Here is a 16,958-nt window from a genome sequence, read left to right on the forward strand (position 1 = left end):
CGCACCTTTTGCTCGTTATAAATACAAATCTTACAATAATAAATGAACATTCATTCATTTTTATATTTTGGACCTATGGCAAATAAACGAAACGTAATTTTGAGAGCAGCAGAGCAGCTCATTGCTGAAGAGGGCCTTCATAACCTCTCAATGCAGAAGTTAGCCACAACGGCTCAAGTGGCTGCGGGTACCATTTATCGGTATTTCACTGATAAAGAAGAACTTATCTCTGAGTTAAGAAAAGACGTACTTAAAAACGTTGCAGAATTTATTTTCAATGGTTTCACACAGGAGGGTGTAGAAGCGCAATTCACTCACCTTTGGTTTAATTTTTTAAAACTTGGCAGCAATCAGAGTTCAAACCAGCTCAACTATCAGCAATACAGCCAGCTTCCTGGCACTGAAACTGATGAACACCGAGCATTTGAACAAGATACGTTTGAGCCTTTGCTTACGATGTTTAAGCAAGGTCAGCAACAAGGTTTAATCACTCATCTTGAAGATGAGTATTTGTTTTCGATTGGTTTTGAGCCAGCGATTGCATTAGGACACAGGATTTCAGAAGGACATTTGGAATATAACGATTCAGATCTGCTTGTTGTTTGCAAGCGATGCTGGTCAGCAATATCTACTTCTTTTTCAAACAGCTAGGAGTCATAACAGATTATGAAAAAGTGGATTCTAATAATGCTTTTGGTTGCCGTTGCGGCCTTTGGCTCAGTTATTGGCTTCAATCTATTTGTGCAGGGAAAAATCTCTGACGCTTTATCCAATTTATCTGAACAAGAGTTTCCTGTTACCACTCAGATTCTGAAAAAACAATCATGGCAACCACAAGTTAATGCTATTGGTTTTGTTGAACCATTACAGGGTATAACTGTCTCTAACCAGTTAGCTGGCGTGATCAGCTCTATTGACTTTAAAAATGGCGCTGAAGTCAAAAAAGGGCAAGTTCTTGTTCGTTTAGATGATGAAGTAGAAAAAGCGAATTTAACCAGTAAACGGGTTCAGCTTCCAGCCGCAAAAGCTGATTATCAACGTTTGATTAAACTGTATCGACAAAAGTCCGTATCTAAACAAGATCTCGATAACGCTGAAGCGAAGTACCTCGCTTTAGAAGCCGATATAAAGTCATTACAAGCAACGATTGACCGCAAAGTCATTAAAGCCCCTTTCTCTGGCTTAATTGGTATTCGAAGTGTGCACTTGGGTGAGTTTCTTCAAGCAGGCAGTGAAATCGTCCGCTTAGAAGATATAAAAACACTAAAAATTCGCTTTACTATTCCTCAAACTCAGTTATCAAAAGTAAAGGTTGGCCAAGCAGTAAATGTCAATGTTGATGCTTATCCTAGCCAGCATTTCGTCGGTCATATCTCAGCAATTGAACCTGCAGTATTCTACCAAAGTGGCCTTATACAAATACAAGCAGAAATACCAAACCCTGATGAAAAGCTTCGTAGTGGTATGTTTGCACAGGTAAACGTCCAACTTCCTAAATTAGAAAATCAAATTATCATTCCGCAAACGGCAATTAATTATGCTTTATATGGCAATACCGTTTACGTTGTTAACACCATTTCAGAAGATGGTAAATCAATAAAACGGGTCTCTCAAATGGACGTCAGTATTGTCGAACGCAATGGAAATCTTGCCTTGGTAAAAGGTAACTTACAATCTGGCGATCAAATCGTGGTTACTGGGCAAATTCGTTTAAGCAATAACAGTAAAGTTAAAATTGTGAACGGCAAAACAATCACAACGCCTAAAGCTATGCCACAACTTTAAGGAGGCAGCGATGAAGTTTACTGATATATTTATTAAACGACCTGTTCTTGCTGTCTCAATAAGCTTACTCATCTTAATGTTGGGCTTAAATGCACTGAGTAATATGCAAGTCCGTCAGTACCCGAAAATCACAAATACTGTTATTACGGTTTCGACTAGTTATTACGGTGCGGATGCGAGTCTGGTCCAAGGATTTATTACTCAGCCCATTGAGCAAGCCATTGCTCAGGCTGATAATATCGACTTCATGACGTCTGAAAGTACCTTAGGTACCTCGACGGTTACAGTTAATATGAAGTTGAACACTGATCCAAATGGTGCACTGGCTGATGTGTTAGCGAAAGTTAATTCTGTTCGTTCTCAACTGCCTAAAGAAGCACAAGATCCAACTGTGACCTCATCAACAGGCTCGCAGACTGCTGTATTGTATATTGCCTTTTCAAGTGACAAATTAAATTCCAGCCAAATCACTGACTATTTAGAGCGTGTTGTTAAGCCGCAAATGTTTACCGTAAATGGCGTAGCAAAAGCAGACCTGTACGGCGGGATTCAATATGCCATGCGAATATGGCTTGACCCTGCACGTATGGGGGCTTTCAACCTTACAGCATCAGAAGTCAGCCAAGTATTACAAGCTAATAACTTTCAATCCGCCGTCGGACAACTCAACAGCTACTTCACTCTGATGAATGGAACGGCAGATACACAAGTATCAACGGTTGATGAACTTAAAAAACTGGTCATTCGCAGTAAAAAAGGCGGTGTGGTTCGATTGGGAGATATTGCAACTGTCAGCCTAGAGAAAAGTCGTGACGTCTATCGTGCTCTTGCAGATGGAAAAGAAGCCGTCGTTATTGGCGTTGATGTAACACCGACCGCTAACCCATTAACTGTGGCGGCAGGAGTGAGAGATCTATTACCTCAAATAGAACGAAACTTGCCTCCTTCAATGAATGCAAGAGTGTTATATGATTCATCTCAAGCAATCAATGAGTCAATAAATGAGGTCATAAAAACGATTGCCGAAGCAGCACTAATTGTCGTCATCGTAATCACTTTGTTTATGGGATCGTTAAGAGCCGTACTGATCCCAATTGTCACCATACCTCTATCTCTGATTGGTGTAGCACTCGTCATGCAGATGTTTGGCTTCACTATCAATTTGATGACCTTGCTGGCAATGGTACTGGCTATTGGCCTTGTTGTGGATGATGCTATTGTAGTCGTTGAAAATGTCGATCGGCATATAAAGCAAGGTGAGTCCCCCTTCAGAGCGGCCATTATAGGTACCCGAGAAATCACAGTCCCTGTGATCTCGATGACCATTACGCTAGCTGCTGTTTACGCTCCTATCGCTTTAATGGGTGGGGTCACAGGCTCACTCTTTAAAGAGTTTGCCTTAACGCTGGCTGGTAGTGTATTTATCTCAGGTATCATTGCATTAACTCTATCGCCAATGATGTGCGGTAAAATTTTAAAAGCACACATAGAGCCCAATGCGTTTGAAAAAGGAGTAGAACGTTTTCTTTCAGGTTTAACATCACGCTACGACCGAATGCTAAGTGCGACCTTAAACAAACGCTCTGTCATTCTTGTCTTCTCTGCAATTGTATTGATTTCAATACCCGTCATGTTCAAGCAAATTCCTACGGAGCTTGCTCCCAAAGAAGATAACGGTGTTGTAATGATGTCAGGCACTGCACCATCTTCAGCAAATTTAGATTTTATCCAAGCGAACATGGAGCAAGTCACAAATATCCTTAAAAAAGCTCCTGAGACTGCGGCAACATTAGCATTCGTGGGTATTCCAAGCTCTAACCAAGCATTCGGTATTGCTCCTTTAGTACCATGGAGTGAACGAACTAAGAGTCAAAAAGAAATGCAGAAGGAGTTTTCTGCTGAACTTAAGGATATTCCGGGAGTGGCGTTAACCACATTCCAAATGCCAGAACTTCCTGGGGCTTCGAGTGGTTTACCGATCCAATTTGTTATTACTTCTTCTGAGCCCTTTGTTAACTTATTCCAGTTAGGTTCTGAGGTGCTTGCCAAAGTGCAAGCCAGCCCGCTTTTTGTGTATAGCGACATCAACTTAAAATACGATTCCGCCACAATGAAAATCCATATTAAGCGAGATTTAGCGGGTGCCTACGGCATTACAATGCAAGATATTGGATCGACATTGTCAACGATGATCAGTGATGGATATACCAATCGAGTCAACCTTGATGGACGTTCATATGAAGTGATCCCACAAGTAACTCGTAACCTTCGAAGTGGACCAGAATCATTATCACATTACTATGTTAAAGCGGCGGATGGGCGAGAAATCCCACTATCGAGCTTAGTAGATGTAGAAATGACGACTCAACCTCGTTCATTACCACATTTTAACCAAATGAACTCCGTTTCCATCAGTGCCGTAAACTCTCCAGGCGTTGCATTAGGTGATGCCATTAAGTTTATGCAAAACATCGGTAACAATGATTTACCTAAAGGTTATAGCTATAACTTTTTGGGTGAAGCTCGCCAGTACGTAACTGAAGGCAGCTCGCTGTATACAACCTTCATTTTAGCGATTGCAATTATCTTCTTAGTACTTGCAAGCCAATTTGAAAGCGTGAGAGATCCCTTGGTCATTTTGATCACAGTGCCACTCGCCATCAGTGGAGCATTAATTGCGTTAGATTGGACTCATATCTTTGGCCTTTCGTCGATGAATATCTACAGTCAGGTAGGGATGATCACTCTGATTGGCTTGATCACAAAACACGGAATTTTGATGTGTGAAGTCGCTAAAGAAGAGCAACTGCATAATGGGCTCAATCGCCTTGAAGCGATAAAATATGCAGCGTCTATTCGTCTAAGACCCATTCTGATGACAACGGTGTCAATGATTGCGGGGTTAATCCCTCTCATCTTTGCTTCTGGCGCTGGTGCTGTCGCAAGGTTTAATATTGGATTAGTTATTTTATCTGGTTTGGGTATCGGTACGATTTTCACCTTATTCGTACTTCCTGTGTTCTATACCTTCCTCGCAGAAAAGCACCAACCGCTAAAAGAATTTAGTGAAAATAAATCTTAACCCATTAGGGGATAGCGACAAGTTATCCCCTTTTCGATATGATTAACATATTGCCTTCAAAAGTAAGATTAATGATGAACCCAAAGAAAATTGAAGAGATTGCTAAGCAATTATCTGACAACATGCCTGACAGCTTAAAGCAGTTTGCTGGTGAATTTGAAAGTAAAAGTAAGCAAGTCTTGCAAAACCAATTAATGAAGCTGGATTTTGTAAGCCGTGAAGAATTTGAAGTACAGCAACATGTTTTATTAAAAACGCGTGAAAAACTAGAGCAACTTCAACAGAAAGTCACTGAATTAGAAAAGCTGATAGCCGATAAGTAATACCAATTACAGTAATTGGTATAACATCCATTAGATTGAATTAACGCTGTCAAATTGAAAAACTAAACACTGGCATATATTGACGTAACATCAACCGCACACTTTAATTACTAAACCATGATCTAGAAGGGAAGGTTTATATGTGCGGTTTTTTATGTGCTTTTGCTCCAACTAATGCGATTGATAAGCAAAGTATTTTAAATGGAATACACGCTATTCAGCATCGCGGACCTGATGAGATTGGTCATTGGGGGAGCTTTGATAACCGCATACACTTAGGGCACGCCCGCCTTTCAATTATTGACCTTAATCAAGGGCACCAGCCTCTTACCAATCAAGATCAAAGTATTGTCGCCGTTGTTAATGGTGAGTTTTATGATTATAAACGTATTGCTCGAGAGCTCACTCTCGAAGGTTATAAATTCAAAACACATTCCGACAGCGAAATTCTAATCCACCTTTACCAAAAATATGGCGCAGAATGCTTCGAGCATCTTCGGGGCGAATTTGCTTTCGTATTATGGGATAAGAACAATAACCAAATCTTTGCGGGGCGAGATCGTTTTGGTATCAAACCTCTTTTTTATTACCAAGATAAAGAGAACATTTACTTCGCTTCAGAAATGAAAGCATTTAAGCCCTTGGGCTTATCATTGAAGTGGAACAAAGCTAATTTCCTACAAGAAAAATCATTGTTTCATATTGCTGATCACTCGCTCATTGAAAACATTAAGGAATTGCCCGCCTCTCACTATCTCATAAAAGCTTTCGAATCAGACAAGCTCACCATTAAGCAATATTGGGATATCAAGTACCTTTCAGCAAAAGCCCAACAACAGTATGACATTTCAGAAGCTGAAGCCGTGCAAGGGTTCAGAGAAAAGTTTAACGAAGCTGTTAAGCTTAGACTTAATGCTGATGTCCCTGTTGCTTGTTATTTAAGTGGTGGGATTGATTCAAGCGCTATTTTAGGGGCTGCACAACAACAATATCATCGACCAATAACGGCTTTTACTTTGTCTTTTGATGATCAATCTTACGACGAATCCGTTTATGCAAAAGAAACCGCGAAGTTCACTGGAAGTCATTATATAGAAGTACCTGTCACCGCTAAGGATATTGTCGATAACTTTGAAGACAGCGTATACAAAGGTGAAAAGCTTATCTTCAATTGCAATGCTGTTTCAAAATATTTACTCAGTAAAAATGTTCAGCAACATGGTTTTAAAGTTGTACTCACGGGTGAAGGCTCTGATGAGTTTTTAGCTGGATATGCCAGTTTCCGCCAAGATTATCTCGCTCATTACATGAACGAAATGTCCTCGGCTCAAAAACAAGAAGTTGAAGCCGAATTTAAAAACGCAAATAAAGTCAGCCAAGGACTCCTTATTGGAAAGCAAAATGATCCCGCGATGAATGCTGCACAACGCATTCTTGGATATCAACCTAACTGGATGAGTGCATTTACATACATCAGTGCTACAAGCAAGCAGATATTTAATGACGATTATTTGAACATCGTAAAAGACTCTGATCCTATAACAAACTTATTAAACTCAATGCCAGTAAAAGAAAAACTGCTTGGTAAAGGGGTATTGCATCAAAGCCTATATCTTTGGACACGCTCAGTCTTGCCTCACTATTTACTCACATTACTAGGAGACAGGATGGAAATGGCTCACTCGATTGAAGGTCGAGTTCCCTTTTTAGATCATAAACTCACCGAGTATGTTGCTCGGTTACCTGAACATTTAAAAATTAGAGGAATGAAAGAGAAGTACTTACTCAGAGAGGCTGCAAAACCTGTGTTAACTGACACTATGTACAAAAGGATGAAACACCCTTTTCTCAGTCCGCCGTCTAAAAGTAATCAAAGTCTGTTACTCAATGAGTTCTTACTTGATAAAGTCCACAGTCAATCGATGAAAAACTTACCTTTTTATGATCAGCAAAAATTAATTCAGTTTGCTGAAAATTCGGATGACAACATTAATCCAACTCAAAGAGATGTCATCCTTATGCAAGCCGTCAGTGCTTGTATCTTAGGAGAAAAGCTTGGCTTAAATTCAGTTTAACTTTAGAAAATTATTTTTTATCATCATCGTTGAGTCGATTTTCAGGCTTCACTTCTTCCGGCTTTCTTTCAAAGTCGCCTTCAAAGGTATTTCCGTGTTGATCATTTGAGTGCTGATCAAACGGTGAAGACCCAAATGGGTTGTTTGGTTGCCCAAAGCTCTGATTAGAAACAATGTTTACCTTCATTCGCGAGAAAATAAATTTGGCAATCGGTTTGCGAGTAAACGGCGTGATAAACAACAAACCAATAAAGTCAGTGATAAACCCAGGTAACACCAAAAATACACCCGCAATCGCCAGCATCATGCTTTCCACGATTTCAATACCAGGTAATTCACCTTTTGCCATTTTCTCACGAACAAGGATCAACTTAGCGACACCTTGACTTCTGACAAGTGAAGCGCCAATAACCGCGGATAAGATAATGAGTGCAACAGTATTCCATGTTCCTAGCACTTGCCCTACGTGGATCATCAATGAGATCTCAAGAACAGGCAAAGCAATAAAGATGACTAATAGAGCAAGTAACATGAATACACCAAAAAAAATTAATTCCGTTGAATAATTAGTGGGGGTAATTCGGTCTATTTTCAAGTCTTAGATAGAGATAATTACGAATTGATTACAATATAAGCAAAAGTTAATCTGCAATTAATGTTATTTCAGTATAATAACCATTAAAGTAGTAACTTTTAGGAATAATTGTAAATAATGCAACATCTTGCTTCTACGATGCGCTAAAGATTTAACCTAGCAATTATTAGAGCAGAAAGTATTACCGATAATACAAGTAATACAACATGTAACATCTTACTATCATTAACAAGATGAAGTGTGCGAAGATCAAGAGACTGCATTGCATATAGATGCATGAAGCAAAATGTTGAAGCAATTTAAAAACTGCTCAATTTGCACCATCCATACGATGTACCTGAACGTATTGCATACCAATACACAAAGTTCAGGAGCTTATTTAAACTGGATTAAACCACGACTCAGCTATGAAAAAATTATTAAGTATATTGCTTACCAGCTTAGTTTTACTAGCGCCGCTTGCTCATAGCAATGGCATTTTTAACAACTCAAGTGGTGGACTCTTTAGTTCTGAACCTGAAATTCTACCCGTTGAAAAAGCGTTTGATTTCGAAGCTAATCAACAAGGAAACAAACTGAAATTAAGTTGGGTAATTGCCGATGGATACTACATGTATAAAGGCAAACTCAAGTTTAAGGCTGATGGCGCAACCTTGGGTGAAATAGCTTTACCAAAAGGCAAAATTCATCATGATGAATATTTTGGTGAGCAAGAAGTCTATACCAGTTTTATCGAATTCCCGATAAGTCTAAAAGAAGCGAAAGCAGGCAGTACTTTCACAGTCACCTTTATGGGCTGCGCTGAAGGAAAGCTTTGCTACCCACCAACCAAGCGAGTCGTTAAATTAACTCAGGTAGATGCGAGTACCGCAACGGCTGATGACTCAATGGCTAGTGACAAAGCATCAACTGCGGAGCAAACACAAGCACCAATTACGCAGCAAGATAAGCTGTCGCAAATGCTTTCAAATAACAGCTTGCTAATCACGCTATTAATCTTCTTCGGCTTAGGTATTGGTCTCGCACTCACGCCATGTGTATTTCCAATGTACCCTATCTTGTCTGGTATCATTGTTGGACAAGGTGAAAAGCTTTCTGTAGGCAAAGGCTTTGCATTAGCGATGACCTATGTTCAAGGTATGGCTATCACCTACTCTGTTTTAGGGTTAATTGTTGCTTCTGCAGGTTTAAAGTACCAGGCTGCACTACAAAGCCCTGTGATATTGTTGATTCTTGCCGCATTGTTTGTGGTATTAAGCTTATCAATGTTCGGCTTGTATGATTTAAAGCTACCGGCCAAATGGCAAGACAAAATGAACAATGCCTCCAATACCCAAAAAGGTGGTAATTTCATTGGTGTATTTGTAATGGGCGCCATTTCAGGTTTAGTGGCTTCTCCTTGTACCTCAGCGCCACTTTCAGGCGTATTAATCTACATTGCCCAGTCTGGCGATTTAGTATTGGGTTTCTTAGCATTGTACATTCTAAGTATGGGTATGGGTGTTCCATTGCTTATCATGGGCGCTTCTGGTGGTAAATTACTGCCAAGGGCAGGCGGTTGGATGGAAATTGTTAAGACTGTATTTGGCTTCCTTCTCATTGCAGTATCAATCATGATGATAGGCCGTATTTGGACAGGTGTAGTGTCTGATGTGCTATGGGCTATTTGGGGCGTAGCACTTACGGGTTACTTAATTCATCAAAATAAGAAAACTGAGTTTAACTGGAAGCAAACCGTTCGCTCGGTTCTACTGACAGGTGCTCTACTTGGTAGTTTTTCTTACGGCTTTATGTCAATGATGGAGACACTAGGTTTTCAAGCACCAAAAGCAGAACGAGCACACGTTGCTGATGGCGGTGAGCCGCAACAGCAGCAAGGCTTTAAACGTGTTAAAACACTGGCCGAATTGAACACTGAAGTAGCTAAAGCAAGTGCTCAAGGTAAAGTTGTGATGTTCGATCTTTATGCTGACTGGTGTGTAGCTTGTAAAGAGTTTGAACACATTACTTTTGCTGATAAAGATGTTGCTGCACGCATGAATAACATGGTGCTATTACAAGCCGATGTCACCAAAAATGATGACGATGATATCGAGCTGTTAGAGCATTATGATGTATTAGGTTTGCCAACGATTATGTTCTTTAACAAGCAAGGCAAAGCAGCAGATCAGTATCGTATAACTGGATTTATGGGGCCAAAAGATTTTGGGGCTCACTTGGATTTGTTACTGAAGTAAACTCTAATTATCTAGCTAGGCCAATCACTTTGGTCTAGCTGGGTTAGAATTACCAATATTAAGTTTATTTAAAAAACGCTGTCTAATTTTAAATTCTGCTTTACTATCTTGTGTATAATGCAGATATTCTCTACTTATAAGCTGAGCTTGCTCTGAGTGCCTAGCTTCTCTTTCTTTCTGCTCTTCACTTTCACTAAGTTGTTCAAGGCTCCGATGAGTTAACACTTCTTCATTATTCGCAGTTGGTACTGTATCTCCTTCCCCGCCATCAGAATCAACTTCATCAAGCTCTTCTGTAGCGTTAGCTAACGATGCCGATGCATCTCGAACGTGTGTAAAAATATAACGTGCAATATCGCCTGCTGCAGACGTAAGTTTTGATGCTCTTCCAATCAGATGAAACCTAGAAGCTCTTTGATGGTTTTCTGGATTTCCATCACTTACTGTGAGTTTAGATGCATTTTTACCACTGGTATCAGTTTTAGTTAGCGTTGATAAACATTTAAGTTGTATATCTTTTTTGGAATTATTACTTAAATCTTCAGGAAGTGGTTGTTTTCCATAGGGAGAATGTAAATCAGAAAAATGAGCAGATAACGCCATAAATTTAACCTGTTAATAACAATAAGAACATTATAAACATGGAATTATTAAGGTTTTACAAAGATAAACGTTATTTAATTTAGAGGTAATCTACATTTTAATTTCTATGCAGATTACCTTCGAATAAGACTAGAGGCCATTCCCAATTAACGATTTCGATTTGCTGTTGTAGATTTTTTGTTTATTCAAGGCGACGAATGTGAGGTGTAGTTGTTCTACATAAGCATTCGGCAAAACAGAAGAAACGAAAAATATACACAGCCCTTCGGGTTACGCCTAAAACTGGCAAACTCTTTGTTACTCATCTTTCATTTAGCTCACTAAACTTCTATCTTCGTGCCTCGAGTTTGCCAATTTTAGGCAGTAACAAATCGAAATGACTAATTGGGAACGGCCTCTAGATTAATCAACTAAACGATAATTTTTTAATACTGAAATAAGCTCTAGTCTTGGGTTTTCTGAAATCTCAATTTCTTTACCCGTCGCTTTTTCTGAAATACCTAAATAAGTTTTAGAAACATTCATCATGGTTTCAAGTGGTAAAGCATTGTCTCTGGCTAACGCTTCTCGTTCGGGCATACGGTTCTTATTGAGTAGAATATCTGGATCAGGGAAGTGATTCAGAAGCATCTGACGAAAACCTTCTTTCGAATTCTCAATTACCTGACCATCGCGATAAGCTGCACCATCCCAAATTCTTGACGAGTCAGGTGTACCAACTTCATCCATATAAATCAATTTTGAATTGCCTTGCTTGTCCGTAACATAGCCAAATTCAAATTTGGTATCGACAAAGATTTGATCGTGAGCTGCTAGTTTTTCAGAAATCAGGTTAAACCCCTCTTTCAGCAATGTCTCATACAGATCGATATCAGATTTTAATTCAAAACCAAAGGCTTCAAAGTTGTCTTCAATATTCTTTCGAGAAACATTTACATCATCTTGTGCCGGCACATCTGGGATACCATTTAAAATCCCTTTCGTAGATGGCGTGATCAGTAACTCAGGTAATTTTTGGTTCTTTTTCAGTCCTTCAGGTAAACGAATACCACAAAACTCTCGTTCACCTTTTTCATAGGCTCTCCACATCGAACCTGTGATGTATTGACGACAAATAGCTTCAACCATTACTGGTCGAGCTTTTTGTACAATCCATACCAGTGGATGGGGTACATCTAAAATATGGCTATCAGCAAGCCCTTGCTCTTTAAAACAATCAAACCAGTAATTTGAAATGGTGTTTAATGCTGCTCCTTTACCTGGAATACCATTTAATCCTTGCTCACCATGAAAAATACAATCAAAAGCTGAAATACGATCGCTGATTACCATTACCGCAAGCGGTGTATCATCCGGTACCGGATAGCCTTTCTCTTTTATCAAACGGCGGCTATCAGTATCCGTTAACCAATAAACGCTTCGCACTTTACCACTATGTACTGGTTTATCTGTGCGAATAGGAAGATCATCATTTACAGCAAGAACAGAATCAGCAAGACTCATCTCAGAGTTTTCCTTCAGGTAGGGTAATTTATTTTTTATTTGTTTTCATAAGGTTAGATTTAATCATTTTTAAAACACTACTGTAAAAGTGCTTTAAATTATCGTTATTAGTCAAATATCTAACCTAAAAAATTGAGCAATATTTTACGTCTAATTGAAGCAGTAATCTAGTGGTTTACACATACGATTTTTAATATATACTATTTTTAAGATATTTATTGGGAGATCATTTTTATGGATTCATTGAGCTTATTTAAAGCACTTTCTGACCATACTCGCTTAACGAGTGTTGTACTCATCCATTCTCAGCAAGAGCTCTGTGTTTGTGAGCTTATGGCTGCATTGGATGAAATCCAACCTAAGGTTTCACGTCACCTTGCATTATTAAAAAAACAAGGGGTGTTGTGTGGCCGAAAACAAGGGCAATGGGTCTTTTATTTCCTTAACCCTGAACTTCCAACTTGGTTTACTCAAATGCTCGATCAATTGGTTTTAGAACCCAAGAATTATCAAACAGCATTAGACAGATTGAATAAAATGGGTGACCGTCCTCAACGTCAAACCCAGTGTTGTTAATTTATTTTTTATTAGGTAATTATCATGACAATTAAAGTTGGTATTAATGGTTTTGGCCGCATGGGTCGCTTAGTTCTACGCTCAGCATGGCATTGGGAAAATATTGAGTTTGTGCAAATCAATGACCCACAAGGAAACGCTGAAACCTTTGCGCATTTAATGCAATTCGATTCTGTTCATGGCACTTGGCAAGAGACTGTAACTGCAAGTGATAATGAAATCGTTATCAATGACAAAGCTATCCAATTTACTCAAAATAGCGCTATTGCGGATACAAACTGGTCGAACTGTGATGTAGTTATTGAAGCATCGGGTGTAATGAAAGATAAGCAAAAACTTCAAGCTTATCTAGATCAAGGCGTTAAACGTGTATTAGTTACAGCACCAGTGAAACAAGAAGGCGTGCTTAATGTTGTTATGGGTGTAAATCATCACCTTTATAACCCGGACGAGCACAGAATTGTCACTGCAGCGTCATGCACAACAAACTGTTTAGCACCAGTAGTTAAAGTGCTTCATGAAAAAATAGGCATTGAACATGGATCAATGACCACAATTCATGACATTACCAATACTCAAACTATCCTTGATGCCCCACACAAAGATCTTCGTCGTGCACGTGCTTGTGGAATAAGTTTAATCCCAACAACTACGGGTAGTGCAACAGCCATTACACATATCTTCCCGGAATTAAAAGGCAAGCTAAACGGTCATGCGATTCGTGTACCGTTAGCCAATGCGTCAATTACTGATTGTGTATTTGAGATGAAACGCCCTGTTACAGCTGAAGAAATCAATCAACTGCTCACTGAAGCTGCTAATGGTGAACTTGCAGGCGTGCTAGGTATTGAAACTCGCCCGCTGGTTTCTATCGATTATAAAACAGATCCCCGTTCAGCAATTGTTGATGCCATGTCGACCATGATCATCAATGACACTCAAGCTAAACTGTATGTTTGGTATGACAATGAGTGGGGTTACGCAAACCGCACTGCAGAACTTGCCCGCATGATTGGTGAGATGGACAAGTAATAAAGTCAAAACTTATCTTTATTCACCTGTAAAGCAGTAGTGCCTCATCCGAAGTACTGCTGCTAAATTTAGAGCAAATGACTTATGTTAGCTTCTATCAAAGCGCTTCCTGACTCTGTAAAACAATATCTGATCATCACAGGCAATTACTGGTGTTTTACTCTGACAGATGGTGCATTGCGAATGTTAGTGGTACTGCACTTCCACCAGCTTGGTTACTCACCGCTTGAAATCGCCATGCTGTTTTTGTTTTACGAATTTTTCGGTGTTGTCACCAATTTAGTTGGCGGCTATCTGGGTGCAAAGCTTGGTTTGAATCGCACTATGAATATTGGTTTGGCTCTACAAGTGTTCGCCTTACTCATGCTCACTGTTCCTGCTGAACTATTGCCAAGTGTTATTGCTGGTATTCCGTGGGTGATGGCCGCACAAGCTTTTTCAGGTATTGCGAAAGATCTGAATAAAATGAGCGCTAAGAGTGCAATTAAAACCTTGATTCCGGCCAATGCACAAGGAAAACTCTATCAATGGGTCGCCTTATTAACAGGATCTAAAAATGCGCTCAAAGGCATTGGCTTTTTCTTAGGTGGATTGTTACTGACTGTGCTTGGTTATCAAGGTGCTTTGTTTGCAATGGCCATAGTGTTAGCCGTCGTGTGGGTATTCAGTACTGCAATGCTCAAGCAAGAACTCGGTAAATCTAAAGCCAAGCCTAAATTTAAGGATCTGTTTTCTAAGAGTCGTGAAATCAATTTATTGTCTGCTGCTCGTCTATGTTTATTTGCTTCTCGTGATGTTTGGTTTGTGGTGGCCCTACCCGTTTATTTAGCAGTAACGTTAAAATGGACGGACTGGGAAGTCGGTTCCTTTATGGCCTTGTGGGTCATAGGTTACGGCTTTGTGCAAGCATTGGCACCTAAAGTTACCGGCAGAGAACAAGGTCAAGCACCTACAGCAAAAGCGGCCACTCTCTGGTTGATCCCTCTATCGGTTATCCCTGCATTAATCGCATTAGGGATTGGTAACTCGACTCAGCTTACTTTGATTATTGTTGCAGGATTACTGATCTTCGGTGCTTTATTCGCGGTAAATTCATCGCTTCATAGTTATCTGATTGTTAGTTATGCCAAAGCAGATGGCGTATCGTTAGACGTCGGTTTTTACTATATGGCGAATGCAATGGGAAGGCTGATCGGCACTGTGCTCTCAGGGTGGATTTATCAAGTTTATGGATTAGAAGCTTGTTTGTGGTTTTCGACGTTTTTAATTATTGTTAGTTTATTGATTTCAATGAAGCTGAAGTAAAAATTGTAGCGAGAGCCTTTCTCGCTACATAATCACACAATTTGTTTTCTTCTTTAGAAAAACAATATTATCTTTCTGACTTTTTAGGTACAGCTCCAGATCCGTCGCTTGTCCTTCATCCAAGCCAAAATTTCTCGCTGAACGTAAATGAATAGATGCTGAGTTTATTAATTCAAGTTTCCTTGGTGACTCAGCTTTTTCTACCGTTGCTAACATGACTTCTGTCTGCACCATCATTGCAAGCAGGTAAACGAGCATTTGTTTATATTTGTCACTTTCTATTGACTCAATTTTTGTTTCACTTTTTTCTTTTTTTGCCTTTTCTTTAACTTCCAGCTCAGTGTCCGCTGAACTTACGGAGGATTCTTCACTAGTGTTACTTTCAGTCACTTTTAACAAAATAAGCTGTTCGACAGCAATGTAAGAAGTATCTTCACCTTCAGCTTTTAATTTCTCAGAAATATCACCTTCAAACTCACTCTCTTTCGCATACACTATTGGAGTAGCTTGCTCATTAAAAAGGTCACATAACAGCTTTAAAGCTTCTTCGTAATTATCAATTTTTTGTCGACCTGTTTGTAATAAACACAATTGTGCATCTTGAAATAAACCTTGCACTTTGGCATGAACAGCGCTTAATCTGGCTAATCTGATAAATACCTCAAGCACTGGAAGTTCATCGTCTTCACATATGCCTCTACAGAGTTCCAAGTTATCCTCTACAGCCTTTAATCTATCTGCAGAGCGTTTTATAAAATCACAATAGGCCGTCTTTTCCTTAATAATAGCTTCCCCATTTGCTGTAGCTTCGCTTTGAATAGCTCTTGTCAACCTTTCATTCTCACTGACCCGATTTTGTCCTAACCGTTCAGTCATTGCCTTCTTCTGTAAACGGTCAAAATTCTGCCCAACTTCAGTAAGTTTTAACAAACGCGTTTTTCCATCTTCATTTATTTCCACCGGGAGACGTAACGCTTTTAACTGCTCAAAACGAATTCTCTCTCTCTTTGCATGAACATCTCCTGGGCGTTCTTTTAGCAAAAAGCATACTCTTGTTAATTCAGAGTCAATTTGCTCTACGCTTTGCTCTTGAACTTCTTCACTCATTAAATTTACACAATGAACACTTCGCAATTGGTCTAAAGCAGCTATAGCACCATCACAGGCTTTCATACCAGCCTGCATTCCAGAAGCCCTTGCAATTTTGAGATATGCAATACATTTTTTTCTTTCGATGCATCTTTGCGATGCTGAACAATATACTGCAAATTTGAGTTCTGCCAGTTGTTTCTTTAATGGAGAATCAAGCAATGATGGAAATTCTTGAAGTAATTCTTCTGCCTCAGAAATCAGTGATATTTGAGGTTGTTCGGCAACCAAAACCTCACAACTTGGATTTGTTGCTCGCTCTTGCGATTCCACTTTTAAATCATCGTCTTGTACTGGTGGTTGAAACTGTTGAGAGTTAATATGTTCAATAAAATATTTTTTAATATCTGCAACTGAATGTCCTAAAAGGCATTGTTTATAATTCAGAGTTTGAACTTGTTCTATACAATCCTTTAGTTTTTCTTCAGCTAGTTTCGTTTTATACAAATTTGCGTCATCATCACCCAAGCTGGAAAAAAAAATTTCAGCTTGATGATACATTCGACTTTTTTCAGAAGTAGGAGCCAAGCGAAAGTCTTCAATAGCTTTTTCTGCTTCAACCTTTTGTACATAATTTTCAGTTTGATTCTCGACTTCAATTGTTTCTAAATCAAAATCTTGTGCTGACGTTCCTAAAAATTCTGGAGTAGTTTGTCCAAATAGTTGGGAGTTTGAACCTAATGACATTCTAAA

13 protein-coding genes are annotated in these 16,958 nt (G+C 39.3%); 9 read left to right on the top strand and 4 right to left on the bottom strand.

What is annotated here, in order from left to right; genetic code table 11:
* Positions 1–75 precede the first annotated feature (75 nt).
* The 5 genes from AC1EU2_RS10925 (at position 76) to asnB (ending at position 7,265) form a co-directional block, all read left to right on the top strand.
* Complete coding sequence (locus tag AC1EU2_RS10925) at positions 76–651, top strand: TetR/AcrR family transcriptional regulator (protein ID WP_480298311.1); 576 nt, start codon at positions 76–78, stop codon at positions 649–651.
* Positions 652–666: 15 nt separating this feature from the next.
* Positions 667–1,785, top strand: coding sequence for an efflux RND transporter periplasmic adaptor subunit (locus tag AC1EU2_RS10930; RefSeq protein WP_480298312.1), 1,119 nt, complete (start codon positions 667–669; stop codon positions 1,783–1,785).
* Between the two features lie 10 nt (positions 1,786–1,795).
* Positions 1,796–4,867, top strand: coding sequence for a multidrug efflux RND transporter permease subunit (locus tag AC1EU2_RS10935; protein ID WP_480298313.1), 3,072 nt, complete (start codon positions 1,796–1,798; stop codon positions 4,865–4,867).
* Between the two features lie 71 nt (positions 4,868–4,938).
* Positions 4,939–5,190, top strand: a complete 252-nt coding sequence (ubiK, locus tag AC1EU2_RS10940; RefSeq protein WP_480298314.1) for a ubiquinone biosynthesis accessory factor UbiK — start codon at positions 4,939–4,941, stop codon at positions 5,188–5,190.
* Between the two features lie 140 nt (positions 5,191–5,330).
* On the top strand, positions 5,331–7,265 hold the full coding sequence (asnB, locus tag AC1EU2_RS10945; protein WP_480298315.1) for an asparagine synthase (glutamine-hydrolyzing): 1,935 nt from the start codon (positions 5,331–5,333) through the stop codon (positions 7,263–7,265).
* Between the two features lie 10 nt (positions 7,266–7,275).
* Here the strand turns inward: asnB and AC1EU2_RS10950 are convergent, their stop codons facing one another.
* The gene (locus AC1EU2_RS10950) at positions 7,276–7,797 is read right to left on the bottom strand and encodes an FxsA family protein (RefSeq protein WP_480298316.1); all 522 of its coding nucleotides are present in this window, start codon (positions 7,795–7,797) and stop codon (positions 7,276–7,278) included.
* A 470-nt stretch (positions 7,798–8,267) separates the two neighbouring features.
* Here AC1EU2_RS10950 and AC1EU2_RS10955 point away from each other — a divergent pair, with 470 nt between their 5' ends.
* Positions 8,268–10,097, top strand: a complete 1,830-nt coding sequence (locus AC1EU2_RS10955) for a protein-disulfide reductase DsbD (protein ID WP_480298317.1) — start codon at positions 8,268–8,270, stop codon at positions 10,095–10,097.
* Positions 10,098–10,121: 24 nt separating this feature from the next.
* Here AC1EU2_RS10955 and AC1EU2_RS10960 read toward each other — a convergent pair whose 3' ends face one another.
* Entirely contained in the window at positions 10,122–10,700 is a 579-nt protein-coding gene (locus AC1EU2_RS10960; protein WP_480298318.1) for a hypothetical protein, read from the bottom strand.
* Between the two features lie 402 nt (positions 10,701–11,102).
* Entirely contained in the window at positions 11,103–12,203 is a 1,101-nt protein-coding gene (locus tag AC1EU2_RS10965) for a phosphoribosylaminoimidazolesuccinocarboxamide synthase (protein WP_480298319.1), read from the bottom strand.
* Positions 12,204–12,437: 234 nt separating this feature from the next.
* On the opposite strand from AC1EU2_RS10965, the gene AC1EU2_RS10970 reads away from it, so the two are divergent.
* From AC1EU2_RS10970 to arsJ, 3 genes are all read left to right on the top strand, one after another.
* On the top strand, positions 12,438–12,779 hold the full coding sequence (locus AC1EU2_RS10970; RefSeq protein WP_480298320.1) for a metalloregulator ArsR/SmtB family transcription factor: 342 nt from the start codon (positions 12,438–12,440) through the stop codon (positions 12,777–12,779).
* Positions 12,780–12,803: 24 nt separating this feature from the next.
* Positions 12,804–13,811, top strand: a complete 1,008-nt coding sequence (locus AC1EU2_RS10975) for an ArsJ-associated glyceraldehyde-3-phosphate dehydrogenase (protein WP_480298321.1) — start codon at positions 12,804–12,806, stop codon at positions 13,809–13,811.
* A gap of 84 nt (positions 13,812–13,895) precedes the next feature.
* The gene (gene arsJ, locus AC1EU2_RS10980) at positions 13,896–15,116 is read left to right on the top strand and encodes an organoarsenical effux MFS transporter ArsJ (protein ID WP_480298322.1); all 1,221 of its coding nucleotides are present in this window, start codon (positions 13,896–13,898) and stop codon (positions 15,114–15,116) included.
* A 24-nt stretch (positions 15,117–15,140) separates the two neighbouring features.
* On the opposite strand, the gene AC1EU2_RS10985 is transcribed toward arsJ, so the two are convergent.
* The gene (locus AC1EU2_RS10985) at positions 15,141–16,952 is read right to left on the bottom strand and encodes a hypothetical protein (RefSeq protein WP_480298323.1); all 1,812 of its coding nucleotides are present in this window, start codon (positions 16,950–16,952) and stop codon (positions 15,141–15,143) included.
* Between the last annotated feature and the right edge of the window lie 6 nt (positions 16,953–16,958).

The sequence above is a fragment of the Parashewanella sp. 2304DJ23-3 genome (assembly GCF_056591695.1).